The sequence below is a fragment of the Oculatella sp. LEGE 06141 genome (assembly GCF_015207605.1).
Lineage (GTDB): Bacteria > Cyanobacteriota > Cyanobacteriia > Elainellales > Elainellaceae > Oculatella.
On record NZ_JADEWO010000014.1, the window covers coordinates 14278 to 28876 of the forward strand.

The 14599-nt window shown below is 46.4% G+C and carries 9 protein-coding genes; 5 read left to right on the forward strand and 4 right to left on the reverse strand.

From position 1 onward, the window contains the following. Positions 1 to 10: 10 nt before the first annotated feature. Both IQ268_RS12105 and IQ268_RS12110 read left to right on the forward strand, forming a co-directional pair. Positions 11 to 1102, forward strand: coding sequence for a cytochrome c peroxidase (locus IQ268_RS12105; protein ID WP_193878861.1), 1092 nt, complete (start codon positions 11 to 13; stop codon positions 1100 to 1102). 55 nt (positions 1103 to 1157) lie between these two features. After that, on the forward strand, positions 1158 to 2198 hold the full coding sequence (locus IQ268_RS12110) for a hypothetical protein (protein ID WP_193878863.1): 1041 nt from the start codon (positions 1158 to 1160) through the stop codon (positions 2196 to 2198). A 110-nt stretch (positions 2199 to 2308) separates the two neighbouring features. Here the strand turns inward: IQ268_RS12110 and IQ268_RS12115 are convergent, their stop codons facing one another. After that, entirely contained in the window at positions 2309 to 2914 is a 606-nt protein-coding gene (locus IQ268_RS12115; protein ID WP_193878865.1) for a hypothetical protein, read from the reverse strand. A 398-nt stretch (positions 2915 to 3312) separates the two neighbouring features. Continuing rightward, entirely contained in the window at positions 3313 to 6603 is a 3291-nt protein-coding gene (locus tag IQ268_RS12120) for a hypothetical protein (RefSeq protein ID WP_193878881.1), read from the reverse strand. A 135-nt stretch (positions 6604 to 6738) separates the two neighbouring features. On the opposite strand from IQ268_RS12120, the gene IQ268_RS12125 reads away from it, so the two are divergent. From IQ268_RS12125 to IQ268_RS12135, 3 genes are read left to right on the forward strand one after another with little or no spacing between them, the layout of a single operon-like run. Beyond that, complete coding sequence (locus IQ268_RS12125) at positions 6739 to 7065, forward strand: hypothetical protein (protein ID WP_193878884.1); 327 nt, start codon at positions 6739 to 6741, stop codon at positions 7063 to 7065. A gap of 28 nt (positions 7066 to 7093) precedes the next feature. After that, positions 7094 to 8056 carry an Rpn family recombination-promoting nuclease/putative transposase gene (locus IQ268_RS12130; protein WP_193878886.1) on the forward strand — a complete coding sequence of 321 codons (963 nt, stop codon included), beginning with the start codon at positions 7094 to 7096 and terminating at the stop codon, positions 8054 to 8056. A 39-nt stretch (positions 8057 to 8095) separates the two neighbouring features. After that, positions 8096 to 8560, forward strand: coding sequence for a hypothetical protein (locus IQ268_RS12135; protein ID WP_193878888.1), 465 nt, complete (start codon positions 8096 to 8098; stop codon positions 8558 to 8560). A gap of 20 nt (positions 8561 to 8580) precedes the next feature. Here the strand turns inward: IQ268_RS12135 and IQ268_RS12140 are convergent, their stop codons facing one another. Together IQ268_RS12140 and IQ268_RS12145 are read right to left on the reverse strand one after the other, a co-directional pair. Further along, a complete protein-coding gene (locus IQ268_RS12140) occupies positions 8581 to 10797 on the reverse strand; it encodes a bifunctional 3'-5' exonuclease/DNA polymerase (RefSeq protein ID WP_193878891.1) in 2217 nt (738 codons plus the stop codon). Between the two features lie 220 nt (positions 10798 to 11017). Beyond that, complete coding sequence (locus IQ268_RS12145; RefSeq protein ID WP_193878893.1) at positions 11018 to 13729, reverse strand: DnaB-like helicase C-terminal domain-containing protein; 2712 nt, start codon at positions 13727 to 13729, stop codon at positions 11018 to 11020. Positions 13730 to 14599 lie beyond the last annotated feature (870 nt).

Sequence of the window (14599 nt, forward strand, 5' to 3'; positions counted from 1 at the left end):
GTATAGACAAGTGGTTATCAAAATAGCCAAACAGCTTCTTGTGCTTTCAGCATTGGTAATAGCCATAGCGACTACTATCTCACCGATTCTAAATGCTAACGCAATTACTACAGATGTGAGTTCCTCTCCTGAAGCTACTGTTCCAATGGATCTTGGCTTAATGTCACCTAATTTTCCGACTGGTAAGCCACCTAAAAATTCTGAAGTTTTGCTGGGTAAAGATCTTTTTGATGATGCTGTATTGTCCAGTAATGGGCAAATCAGTTGCGCTACGTGTCATCGCTCTACTCATGGATTTGCAGATAATCGAGCTTTATCTTTAGGTATTAATAATCAGGAAGGTATTCGTAATACACCAACTGTTTGGAATGCAGCATTTTTGGATCATTTATCGTGGGATGGTAAGAATTCTTCTCTTGAACAGCAGGTACTAGCAGCTCTTTTTAATCCTAAAGAGATGGGTCTTTATCCAGAACTTCTTAAGGCGCGTGTTGAAAAAAAATATGGTCAACAACTCCGTGAGATTTATGGTGAAAGTTCTGCTGACAGCGTGGCGAAAGCAATAGCTGCATATCAAAGAACTATGGTTGCAGGTGATTCTCCTTTTGATCGATACCTATATGGCAAACAGCAGGACGCTATTAGCCAGTCAGCGAAACGAGGCTTCAAAATATTTCTTGGTGAAGCTCGATGCGTTGAATGTCACACTATTCGATGCAAAGAATGCCATCCTTTTGGTGGTTCAACAGCACTATTTACCGATAATCGGTTTCACAATGTTGGCATTGGTTTTAATGAAAAAGGGATTATAGAGGACTTGGGCCGAGCATCCATAACAGAGCGTCCAGAGGATATAGGAGCTTTTCGTACACCAACTCTCCGAAATATAGAGCTAACTGCTCCCTACATGCATAATGGCAGCTTAAATACCCTGGAAGAAGTTATAGATCACTATAACAAAGGAGGAATTTCAAATAAAAATCTAGATCCAGAAATGCATGAACTCAATTTTAGTGAGAGGGACAAACAGGATTTAATTGCATTTCTTAAAGCTCTCACTAGTGTAAAACTAAAAGCTCAAATTGCTAGCCAGTTAAAGTAGCATGTTTGGGACATCTTGAGTTGAGCTGACACTTTCTTTGAAAAGTCCTTACAATATGACAAATTCTCCTTCTAATCCTACCTGTCCACTTTGTATCCACATTAATCTTGCACCTGAAGGACTTCATCCTGGCTTAATGGCGATTACACCTGATAATCGCTTTCTGGTGATTCCGTGCCAAGATAGCAACAATGTGATTTTCTTAAGTATTGAGAATTTGACAATTACCAAAGTTATTCCATTAGGAGATGGTTCTTGTCCATGGATGGCACAAATAACACCTGATGGAGCCTTTGCACTTATAACACTAGCCAGATTCTCTACTGATGGAAGTGCAATCTCCACCGACAACTCATCTGTTGCTGTGATTGATCTGAACAATCAGTCTCTTGTTCGAGAAGTTCAAGTTGGTGTTGGTCCGAATGGAATTGCTATTGAGGATGATGGTTCTCGTGCTTTTGTTGCAAATTCTAGAAGCAACAACATCAGTGTTATAGATCTACTAACTTGGCAAGTAACACACACAATCCAGGTTGGGAAAGGACCTTTCAACGTTGTTATTGATTTGCTACATGATCTTCTTGTTGTCGTTAATTTTGAAGATGCCAGCTTGTCATTAGTTGACCTTAGCTCTCTTCAAGTAACAGCTACAATTTCTGTTGGCAATAGTAGTCTTTCGGAACCAAATCCTGAATGGGGACTTGGAGACACAACTTGGTTTACAGTTGGTCCAACTGGTTTGGGATACGTAACAAATTGGCGAAGTAATCAAATCGTGATAGTAGATTTAGAAAATCAGGTAGTCTTAAATCAGCTTGAATCTCCTCTCAGACACCCGTTTGAAATTCGTTATCGAGGAGAAGGATCGCATTTATCTGTTGCAGGCGATATTGAAGGGCGTGTAACCATGTTTGAACCAGAGACAGGAAATGTGCTTGAAGAGCTTGATACAAGAAGAAGCCTCCCTCCGACAGGTCCAGCGACAGAATATAATTCTTGGTTAAATGATCCGAATAATAATTCTATGGTCTTATTTGCCCCTCAAGGTCTCAATAATTTAAGTGCTATGATCAACATCCCAATGAAACACCTTTGAGAAAACGAGAAGTGTAATTGGAACTTGGATTCAGTTTCTGCTGTGCTCTCACATGCTCTGTCTGAAACAAATACTTAATAATCTATTGAGGTCTCTATAACCTTATCAATTTATGCTTTACCACTGTAGCGATACCATGGCAGCATCGCTTCTTTTCCGCCAAAAGAACGTACGGCTGTTTCTAGCTGGAACTTTCCTTCAGAAACTGCCAAAATACTTTGACAGTTGACTCGCTCAGCCCACAACATCCAAGTTTCAATTTGTGTTTCGTGTCGTCCTGATTCTGTATGAACTTGCTCACTGTGTACTAAGAGCCGTTGCTCAAGTTCCTTGACTTTCTGACCTGATGACAGCATAGTACCGTTTTGCTCTATTACTCCATAGAGATTACGAGCCTGCTCTGAGAGGTTCTCAAACTGCCATAAGTCGTGAGAATTAGCCATTGCAAGTATCGAAGACCATAGCCGTCTGTGGACAAAAGTTACTTTGCCCAACACTAACTTACTCACCAGCACATCAGGATGCTCTACTACAGTATTCAGACACTCATATATAGTTTGAGCATCTGGATGAGACCACCATGATCCTCGAACTACTTCACCTGTTACAAAAGACACAATATTTGGTAAATTTTTGTCCTGTTGAAGTAGCAAACCATGTTCAACCAATTTAACTAGTAGGGATTCAGGGGTCTTTAATCTCTGCTCTTTATTCATCAGAAGCAATGAAGTCGTGCTGATAATACTAGTCTAAAGTAATTCAGGGTTATTAACCTGGAACCATGAGAGATTGTAGAGTGAGGATGGAACCGTTTAGGATCAGGGAATGGAAGATTTTATAGTTGCTTTCTAAATCCAAAACTGGTAGTCCTATTTGGGAAAGACTGGAGAATGATCAGGCATTGTCAGAAACCTTACAGCACTGGATTGACCATTTCAGTCTATTTTTCTTCTTCCTTCCCTCAATGGCACTACCCGAAAACTTAGAACCGTTTGCATCAGCAGGCAATCTACCTGCTAAATATAAAAGAAATCTCACTCGTATCAGCTATCAATTAATAGGTTGACTGATTTTAGTTAGAACTGTTAGTAAGCACTATCTGAATTAATCACCGTCAAAGGATAAATTGTTCATTAGATAAATTTATCATTCGTTGTCTATCCTGATGTGGTGATCGCTCCCTTTCCACCAACATCCCCTCCAAGTCACCAGCAGAATCCTCTGACAGTGACACTGTTTCCTCACCTGTATGTAGATTCCCTCGACAAATCGTTCGCCTCGCTTCATTCCGAACAATAAAGTCACCCGTGGGTTGAACGTAAGCAGTCCATTTGTCACCCACCTTAAACTGAGCGATTTCAGCATTACCTGACCGGCGCTGCTCGTAGGTTGTGGCTACGGCTGTCACCAGTCCTGAAAACATCTCCTTACGCCATTGATCTCTATCCAGTTCAGAACTTTGAACAGCTTCGGCACCAGGGAGGACTGGCTCAGGAAGTTGAATGGAATCAGGGTTCAACTTCAGCACCACACTGGAACCTTCAGGACGTAGATTAGCTTCAAAAGAACTCCCGATCGGTAGCTTAGGAGTATCCGGTGAGAAGGTGCCCAAGTTCTTGTCGTCGATCTGGACGATCGGGGTGCCGTTATAACGGTAATACTCTGGATGCGATTCCGGCAGTTCAAACTCCCCCACCTGAATGCTCACGGACTGATTGCGCCATTGCTTACTGGCAAAGTTCTCCCCGGCAAAGTCATTGTGGCGGATACCCAAAACCTTAATCTCATCGAACTGAAATGCCTGAAGCTGCTGACAGACTTCCTCAGTCAACAAGTTGTATGCCAGCGCCCCCACGCCTGAATCCTGCCGAGATTCCGCCCAGATATGATCAGCGGGAGGAATAATTCGCAAATCATCGGGTACACGAAGTTCATCCAGATCGTTAACATTTTTGCCAAACTTCGCCTCCAGCTTTTCAACCAAACGGGGCGGAAGATCTTTGAGCGCAAACTCAATCATCGGTAGCTGCGGATGAATCATCGCATCAAATTGAATACCTTTGTGCTCTAAGGTTTCCTTCCACCGAATCGCATCCGCCCCAAACGGTACACTCAACACATAGGCATCTCTGGGTAGCGCTTCACTGGGTACTTCATAGCCATGCTGAAGGGCAAAGGTGATATCCAGTTGCTCTGCCAATGCCAGACAATCCCGACGATGCCGATCCATCTCTGGGCGCGTGTGCTGGGTATACCAGAGTGCCGCGGCTCCCTCAAAACGCTCTTCCGGAGTCGGAAACAATTCATCGATCTCAGCCCGATAGCTGTCGTAAAGCTTGCCCAATTCCTCATTGAAAGCATCCCGGTCTTCCCCCACCCGTTCCTGAATTTCATCCCTGGCTTGCTGGAACCGGATCTTCAGTTCCTCTGCCCACTCCAACGCATCCACAGACAACTCATCTTTCGGAAATAAATAGCGGAACTCGTGGCGATCGCGGCTCCGAATGCGGGTCGGCTCCCACAAGGGGTTAACTACTTCTCTGGAAAGCACATTGATCGAGCCAGGAGCATCGGCAGGCATCGCAAAACTCCGATAGAGGCGATCGTCCTTCTTAAAGTCAAAAAAGTGGCTGGGATGAGATTCTGACCAGCGTTTTGCATCCGAAAGCAGATTCTCCCCTTCGATCTCCTTGATATCCTCCAACCGCTCTGCACTTTTGGGCGAATCGACCTCGACCTGAAGTGCCTGAAACAGACGGTTGAGTAGTTTTCGTTGACGGCGCTCAAACCGCTCAACATTCTCCCCTTCCCCCGGCATCGACGATTGCACCCGCCCAATGTTGGTTGCCACCAAACCTACCTTGTTCTGATTCGCTGCCGCCGCAATCTGAGCCAAATTCTGATACTTTGAGCCACCATCATCAGTTACAACTTCGCTGTAAGCCAGCTTGGGGCGTTGCTTTACTGCCTCAAATCGTCCTGGCTCGCCCGCTCGCAGCGTTTCTTTGGCAAGGTTAGGCAACTGGCTAGCAGGGCTAACCATGAGTTGATCGCCATCGAAGTCTGCCTGATGATATTCCTCAGCATCTTGGGGGTTTATCCAAATGACATTGCGAGTTTTCTTGAGTTCCGGGTCATGGCTGTTGCGGTAGAGACGGATATTGTCTGAGTTAACGATTGGGTAGCGAGTCAGAATCACATCGCCTTCTGGCAGATGAGGCACACAAACCGTGCCACGCGGTAAGTCATCCGATGGCATCGCCATACCAGAACTATGGCTGTAGCCGCTCTTAATCGCTAAATCTCGCCATCTACCCGCTACATAATCCGTTGCAAACTTCCGAAACTTGGGAGTTTCAACCAATTGCCCATATTTATCGCTTCGCAGCAGTGAAATCCAGCGAGATTCCTGCACCTGACTGTTGGCATTACCATCCTCATCCTCAAAGTCTTCTTCCGACCGCTCCTGTCGCCGTTGCTGCTCTTTGTCGTATTCCTGCACGATGTATCGTGCCAGTGCCAAAGGATGCCGCTGTAAATCTGCCAAAACTTTGGCTTTTTCCTCGGTCGGCTGCTTCAAATCCTGCCGCACTGCATCCTCGGAATACCAGATGGTAAATTGCCAGCTATTATCGTAACTGGTGGCTCTGGCATTGCCCCGGTTGCCCATTGCGGCTCGCGGAAACTCATAATCTCCACACGGAACCAGCTCGTCCAACCGGGCTTTTTTAATCCCCTTAATCGACGATCGATCCATGATGATGTCATAGCCCTCTGCCTCAGTCAGTCGGGCATCAGGCAGTAGCGTTCCCTTAGATAAGAAGCTGACACGCGGACAGTTTTCCTCGCTTCCTTCTGCCCATTGCTTCCTCCAGGCAAACCGGAATTGAAACGGGCAATTCTGCTCACCCCCTAATTGACGAGCAAGTTGCGGCGAAATCTTACCGTGACAATCTCCAGTCTTGTAGTGAGCATACTCTGGGTCATTAAAATCCACAATTTTGACCCGCAGGTTCTCCAACGTGTCAGACCCTTTGTAGCAGTTACTCACCAATAGAGAACCATACCGACAGGCAGTATCCGGCTCTGTCGCAAATAATCGCCGGATCTTCTGACGCAGATCCGCATCCGCAAAGTAATAACTGTTGCCAGAACTAAACGTGAGCCGCCGCGAAATACCATCAGCAAAATCTCGTCTGCGTAGATGATTTGCGTCTGGATTACGATGGTCAATTTTTACTAGCAGCAACGATTGCAACTCCTCTGGTTCAAACACCTGTTCCAGCAAGGAGTTTTTGATAATTTCCGGCTCAGACAAATACCGTCCCTTCCCGTTGTTGTGCGCCCCATCAAAAATCGGGATGCTGAGACCGGAACCTTCAATGACCCGCGTGGTCAGATCCATTACCTATGTTCGTGATATAAACGTACTACTATCTGGTTCAGAAAGCGTTAGACTGTTTTCTGACCTTTACATGAAGCAGTAGTGGCAAAATCAGCCATGTGGCTATTTTTTAGTTGCTAAACAAGGAGGATAGCTATGTCCTGGCAAATCAAACGGTTGGAAAATGGTTTGCTGGTTCAGGAATATGATCAGGAACCCGACGATGAAAGCGAAGAACTCCTGACCCCAGATGGCAGAACTCAAGATGAATGCCATCCTCGGTTTGCTCATCTCAAGCCTGGGGAAAGTTTGGTACTACCCGATGAACCCAAAACCACGACTTCTGGTTCCTGGTATCCCAGTCAGTATGAGGATCTGGGCGAGTTTTTGAACGGTGATCCGGGGGCGATCGATAAGTTAGATAGCGGTAGCGGCTCTCGTCGCTACAACTGGCGCTATTACGAACCTGACGAATCTCTATGATTACAGGTAATACACGGGTTAACGTTGCATGAGCGATGAACCAATCATTCAAGCTACCAATCCATCTGAACCACAAGCCAGTTTTGATGACCCTTGGAAAGAAGGGCTAGAGCTTTATTTTGAGCCATTCTTAGCATTTTTCTTCCCAGTCGTGCATGAACTGATTGACTGGAGACGAAGCTATGAGTCGCTGGAGCAAGAATTTCAGCAGTTTGTTAAAGACAGCGAACTGGGAAAACGATTCACCGACAAGCTGTTCAAAGTTTGGCAACAGGATGGCGAAGAAACCTGGATACTCGTACATATAGAAGTCCAGTCCCAGGAGGACTCCGGCTTCGCAGAGAGAATGTTCGTGTATAACTATCGCTGCTTCGATCGCTACCGTAAACCTGTGATCAGCCTTGCTGTTTTGGGCGATGAGCGTCCAAACTGGCGACCCTCTTCTTACGGTTACGATCTGGGTGGGTGCCGAGTTGGAATTGAATTTCCGATCGCCAAGCTCATTGACTATGAAGCCCACTGGGAAGAACTGGATCAGAGCCGAAACCCATTTGTTGTTGTGGTCATGGCTCATTTAAAGACAAAAGCCACGACAGGTCAGCCCCAGCAACGTAAGCAGTGGAAGTGGACACTCGTTCTCAAGCTATTCGAGCAAGGTTATAGTGAAAGTGATGCGGTGGAGCTATTCAGATTGGTTAGCTGGATGATGACACTGCCTGATAGCCTAGAGCGGGAATTTCTAGCAGAGCTGCGACAGTACCAGGAGGAACGGCAAATGCCCTACGTTACTAGCATCGAACGACTAATAAAGGAGGAGGGACAACGCGAGATTATTGAGAATATTCTCAAAGTCCGTTTTGGCACTTTAGATGAGCAGTTAGCGTCGATTGTTGCCCACTTATTGACTTTATCGCCTGAGGAGTACACACGGCTCTTGCTGGAACTATCCCGTGAAGATCTCTTAACACGGTTTAGTCAGCCAGAATCCTGATAATACCTGCTAACCAAAGAGATAGGAGAATGCATGCTTATGCCATCCTATATTGAAGAGTTCAAACATCTGGCAAAACTTGAAGATCGACGATCGGTGGTTCGCCAATTGCTCATGCTGCGGTATGGCACTTTAGATGAGGTATTGTCAGAAGCCATCGATCTAATGGCTGAAATGCCATCGAATGAAGTACTCCGTCTTTTGCTGACATGTTCGCGGGAAGAATTACTGACTGGCTTAGAGAACGGTGTCAATCCCTCAACACTTAAAAAAGATCTTTTCAAAATCATCGGTCCTGTTGAGGAATACTACATTCAAAAGCAAGGAGAAAAGGAAGCTCTAGAAGCTCTAGCAAAATTGCGATTTGGTGAAATTGACGAAACGCTTAGATCAGCGATCGCCTACCTCCTACAAACTCCAGCCAAGAACTCTATCCATGCCTTATATACGTTGACTCGTGCAGAATTGGTAGCTCAATTTGGCAAAAAGTCAGGGAAATCTTAACAATCTTTTGAAAGCAACCACTACTTCCCCGCCCAATTGAGGGCGATCGCCACATCGGCTTTCACTGGCACTTTTCTTAAATACTGCTGTCCAGCTTGCTCCATCACTTGCTGAAGAATCTGTGCAGCCTGTTCTGCCTTACCCTCTGGAGCTTCCAGCAAAATTTCATCATGCACGGTGCCAATTAATCTAGCTTCCGTTTCCCTCAAGGCTGTAGGCAGTTTTGCTAAGGCAGCTTTGGTAATATCGGCGGCAGTGCCCTGAACTGGAGTGTTTAGCAGCTCTGTTAGCTTTGGTTCATCCTGCCAGCGCCGAAGGCGATCGCCCATTGTCCGCATCTCCCTGGGCAACCTGCGCTTCATCGCCCCATGCCAACGGGCAATTCCCTGATATGCCTCAAAATAGCACTTGCGAAAGGTTTCTGCCTGCTTTAGGCTCATCTGCACCCCATAGTTGTTGTAGGCGTACTCAGCTAACCCTTTTGCACCCATCGCGTAAATCAGCCCAAAATTGACGGCTTTGGCTGCCTGCCGCTCCGATTTCTCAACTTGATCCAAGGATTTATCAGCAATCAGGGCAGCGGTGAGTCGGTGCAGGTCTTCATCATTTTGGTATGCCTCAATCATGCGGCGATCGCCACTCAGTTCTGCTGCGACCCGCAATTCAATCTGAGAGTAGTCTGCCACGACTAAACGATAGCCTGGAGCCGGAATAAAACAACTGCGAAAGATTTTGTCTCTGGGAATCTGTTGCAAGTTGGGGTTACGACAGGACATGCGCCCAGTAGCAGCACCCATCTGCTGATAGTCTGGATGAATTCGACCCGTAATGGGGTGAACATGCTTGGGCAGGCTACTACCAAACGCCTGAACTGATTTTGCTGCTTTGCGGTAGTCCAGCAACGCTCTGACGGGCGGATGCTCTTCTGCCAGCGGAATCAGCGAAAATTTACTAGTGTTTTCTACTGGCACACCCATCTGCTGTAGTGCTTCTAATACCTGCGGCTGACTGTCCAAATTGAGAGAAACTTCATTCCCCAAGAGATCGAGTTGGGCACTCAGCAAGGCTGGCTGGAACTGTTGTCGCAATTCACCCGCCATCTGGTCTCTTCTTTGTTCTAGTTCTTGTCGCAGAGAATCCCAACGGGAAAGATCGAGTAGCATTCCATTGAGTTCCATTTGGGCGATCGCTCCCAAACAATCAAACTCCAATTTGGCAGTTTCCACCAAGCGAACACCTGTTAGCTTAGGCTTCATTACCTCGCGTAACCGCAGTAAAATCGCTGCATCTCGCGCTGCATACTCTAACTGCTCGGAAGAAAGGCTGGGATTGCTCCAATCACTTCGCTGCTGTTCTTTGGAGAGTTCTTCTCCCAGATACACCTTGACTAGCTCCGCCAGGTTGTAACCGTGCGATCGTACCCCTGCATCCAGTAATTGTGCCGCTATCATTGTGTCGAACAGTTTGCCAGCAATGGGAAGTCCTACCTGTTGAAGGAATTTCAAGTCAAATTTGGCATTCTGCAAGACTTTGATTGGCGTACCTTGGAGCAGTTTGCGCAGCGGAGTTAGCGTTTCCTTGGCAACTTTAAACAGGTCAATGATAATAACCGGCTGGTTAGCCGCAGCAATTTGCACTAAACGAATTCGATCTTTTAAGGGATCAAGTCCAGTGGTTTCTGTGTCAACCGCGATCGCCTGACAACTTTGCAAGGGCTTAAGTACTTCCGCAAGTCGTTGTCCATCTTCAACGAACTCATAACTCACAGCAGCATGAGATGAATTAGAATCTGCTTTCTCATCTATGAAATCTTCTAAATCTAGTACAGATACGCTTTCTGTAGCAGCGATCTGGGCTATTTCTCGTAGTGGTACCAAGCAATCTGAATCGATCGACTTCAAACCCGAAAATGCATCACTACTACACCAAACACACCAAATATTTTGATGCTGTCGATAAACGTTGACATACATCTCCTGAACCACCAGTACAGCATCGATTGGAATGCCAGCGGGTACACGATTTGCATCTGGACGGATAACAACTTTCTGACCAATCTCAAAAGTAGAAGGATCTTGAATTGACGACGTACTGGGCAGAGAAGATGGAAGGTTTTTAGACTCTGGAGTTTGGGATTCCGTTTGGTGCTCTTCTTGAGTATCCTTTGCCTCTACAGCTTCTGCATCTTCAATTTTTTGATAAAGTGCATCAGAAGAAATAACTTTTTGCCTAGCCATTCTTGAAGGTAAAGGCGGAGGAGTGTACCAGGTCTCAATCCAGGTTTCTGTTTCTGTCTTGCTCAGTGGTTCTGTATGATCTGATCTTGAATTTATAGAAACACCTTTAGCACGATTCCTCAAGAACTGCTGCTTACGCTCTTTTGCCCAATCCATCAAATCGTTGTAGAAGGGATCTACTGAAGTGTTTAGTTCAACATCTGATGATGGTGCAGTAGAGCTAGAGATCCTCAAATTCATTATCCCCTCCCAAGTCAAGATCAACCGGAATAAAGCGGTGATATGCCCGCTCATAGACAAACATCGGTTCTGCGGTCATCCCCCCTCGATTCTTGAGCAGGCTAAGACGTGCATAAGTAGCTTTCGCTTTTTCATTCAAAGGGAAGCGAGTCCGGACATCCTGAAGCTGTCGCAGTTTTAGGTGATTACCTGCATAGCGTTCTTCCAATAGATCAACCTGGTCTTTGGGCTGGTCATTGCCTCGCTGTGCCTTACCCGTTTGCAACAGCATAATGCAGTCCGCAGCATGAGCAATCTTAAACGAGTCTCGTAATGCCCCCATATCAAGGGTTCCAGTCCGGAGCGCTTCTTGGTAAGCTGCCTTATTGATGTCGCTAATCGCAACGACAGCGGTATTTGTATCCCGCGCCAACTGTTTCAGCCCAGTTGCCACTCTGGAAACCCGCAAAACTTCGTTCGCACCAGAATCCAACTTTTCATCCCCGCAGCACATCAGTTGCAGGTAATCAACCACCACCAACACGGGCGCATTTTTGCTCAAATTAGCCGTGCGCCTGACCTGAGCAATCACACCTTTAAGGTGAGCTACTGTAACTTCTGGTCCTGCTTCAAGAATAGTTAAATGTTCGGCAATCTGCTGGTCGTAAGCGCGAATCGCCTGAGCAACTTGCTGCTTTAACCATTGAGTATTGGCATAATCTGGGTCATCCCACTGCTTAGACTCAATTAACCCTGAGTTAAGTCCAGCAAGCCTGGATAACGCACTCACCCAGAGCTGCTGCCTACCCATTTCAAACGAAACATAAAGTACTGGCGTTCGGGCTTTAGCTGCCTCATCTGCACACCAGGCACACCAGGTCGTCTTGCCCGATCCAGGGGGTGCGCCAATCACATAGAGTCTACCCGGATGCAGTCCACCATTGAGAGCATGGTTGAGCCAGTGAGCAGGGGTTGGAATTGCAGTCTGCGGTTGCCCAAACAGATCTCGGACCAAATCCTGACTGTATGCCACCATTGGCAGCGTTTGAGAAGCACTGCGACGCTGAAGATTTTGGGACTTGTTGATCAGGGTTTCCAGGGTCTCAGTGACAGGTTGAAGGCGATCGCCCAACAACTCAGTCGCAGTGGTCGCCTGTTCTTTCGCCAGCAAACGCAGCCCTGTATCTCTTACCTTCGTCAAATGCTCCACAAACGTGTCCCAACTACAGGACGACATTTGCAGCCACTCATCCAAATAGGTTGCTACCTGATTGATGACACCTGTAGACAACGCGAATCTTTCCTCTGGAACCTGTTCTAACTGCGACAGAATCAGGCTTGGAATTAGTTCTCTCCCATCGGTTTCAAGCCTGACAAGAGCCTCCCAAATCATTCGATGCAAATATAAAGAAGCCTTTTCACCTTCTAAGGATTGACAGGTTGAAATGAATCCCTCAGCAGGAAGGTCAATCCCTAGGGCTTCCTGCATTCCAGCTTCTGGATGGAGAAGAATGTAGGCTAGCAATTCTCGTTCTGCTCGTCTGGCGGCTTCATTGTCCCCATCGGGTCTGTCCCACTGCCAAAAGGGACAAGCATAGCCAGTACAGCCTCCACAATTGACTAACTCTTGGCTGGCTCGAACATAGCTACAACTCCATTGGTAATCTTGAGGATTACGTCGAGCTGAAGCATAGGCACCGTGAAAGTTCCGAAGCTTAGCATCAACGGTCAGCTTACTGGTGGGGTGGTGCTCAGATGCCTGAGCCATCTTTTCTGCCAGGGATTCTATCTGATTGCGATCGCATCCTCTAGTAATGGCATAGCGAGAGAGGGTAAGGTTGACTGAATTGTAGTCCTGGTCAGTTGGCGCACCCTTATTCATCAGGTAGTGAATACACACCGGATGTTCATCAGGTGCTAGGACAGAAAAGTCTGCCGATTTTAGATTTTGGATTTTGGATTGCAAGTTTGGTGCACTTCCAGCAGAATTTGAACTGGAGTCCACAACTACTTTTCTTTTCTCTGGTTCCTGTAACTTTTCCTCTGCCAGTTGAGCGATCGCGGCTGCACTCACCTGTTGAACGTCAGCCATTAGCGCCACCTGATTCTCTGGAACAATCGGGTATCCGTCTACCCATTCCACTGTTTCAGGCAAAAATCCATTGCGCTTACCACTAATTTGGTGAATTCCGCAGGGTAGACGAATCGGTCGCCCAGAGGCTTTGCCATCGTCTGCGATCGTTGCAGTTGCTGGGTAAATTTCTTTAGGTTTGTAACCTGACAGGTAGCAAAGGTTTTTTAGTGCCTTGATCCAGGTTATGCCAGGTAGAGGAGCCTCGGAAAACAGCCAGAGATGAAACCCCCGACGACCGCTGAACTCTAAATAGGTCGATAGACCGCGATCGGTCGCTGCTGTCTGTACCCGTTGAGCCTGGGTCAAAACCGCTTGAAGCGCATCATGATCAGAACCATCTTTAGGTGCATCAAAATCAATACAACCCGCTTTGGCAGTGCTAGTACCTGGTTGCAGTAATCGCACTGAAATCGTCTGTCTGCCCTGAAGATGGGCTTCCACAATATCAGCGGTCAGTACCTTTTCATATTGCGACTGCAACATGTCAGCAGCTTGCCAAACGGCATAAAGCTGCTGATGCTCATGCAGGATCAAGCGATAAAGCTGCTGAATAAGCTGAGTTGTGGTGGTGGGTGACATGGATTTAACGGTAGTTGTAAATGCGTTTCAAGATTAACGAGTTGATAGACAAACGTACACCGATGGCGCGGCGCTTTTTGTTGTCTTACAATAGCAACCGCTCTGGAGGGCACTCAGAGCGGTTGCTGGATCAAGATCATTAGAATGATCAGACGTGTAACCAAAATCTGAAACGCTTATGAGAAGCCAGTTTTAAGATTTTTTCTGTAACTTTTGGAATAACTGGAGGGTATTTTTGGGACAGACCTGGGGTATTTTCTAAGCAACCCTGGGGTATTTCTTTGTAACCTCCGAGAGGAGCATCGGTGGAACGAGAGTGGCGATCGCTGAATGATCTGAAAAATAAGGCTTTTGAAGCATCAGCCAAATAGTTACAAACCAATAGCCATTCGGATATTTGTAACCATTGGGACAAACCGAGGGTATTTGCAGAAACCCTCTCCCTTTTGTAACTTTAAGCCTGAACCTGGGGTATTTTGTAACCCTCCGACTGTAACTTTTAGGGCACTCCTGCGGTATTTCTCCGAAACACACGTGTAACTTTCAGTCCAAGCCTAGGGCATTTGGTAACCTAAACTCCTCTGCTGTAACTTTTAGGGCACTCCTGCGGTTATTTTATGGTTTCACCCTGTGTTGTAACTTTTAGAGTTAACCAAAGGTATTTCTAAGCAAGAGAAGTCTGTAACCTTTTGTCTAACCCTGCGGTATTCCTGCATTAATTGCGAGGCTGTTTGTTCAGTTCAGTTGTTCTTTGAAGCCTCTGAAATAGGATCTATACAAGGATTGTGACCCCTTCGCTATCAGTTCTATCAGGTTTAGTTGCTTGTAACCTTCAGGAAGCACCTGCGGTATTAAAGGACAATTTTGAAA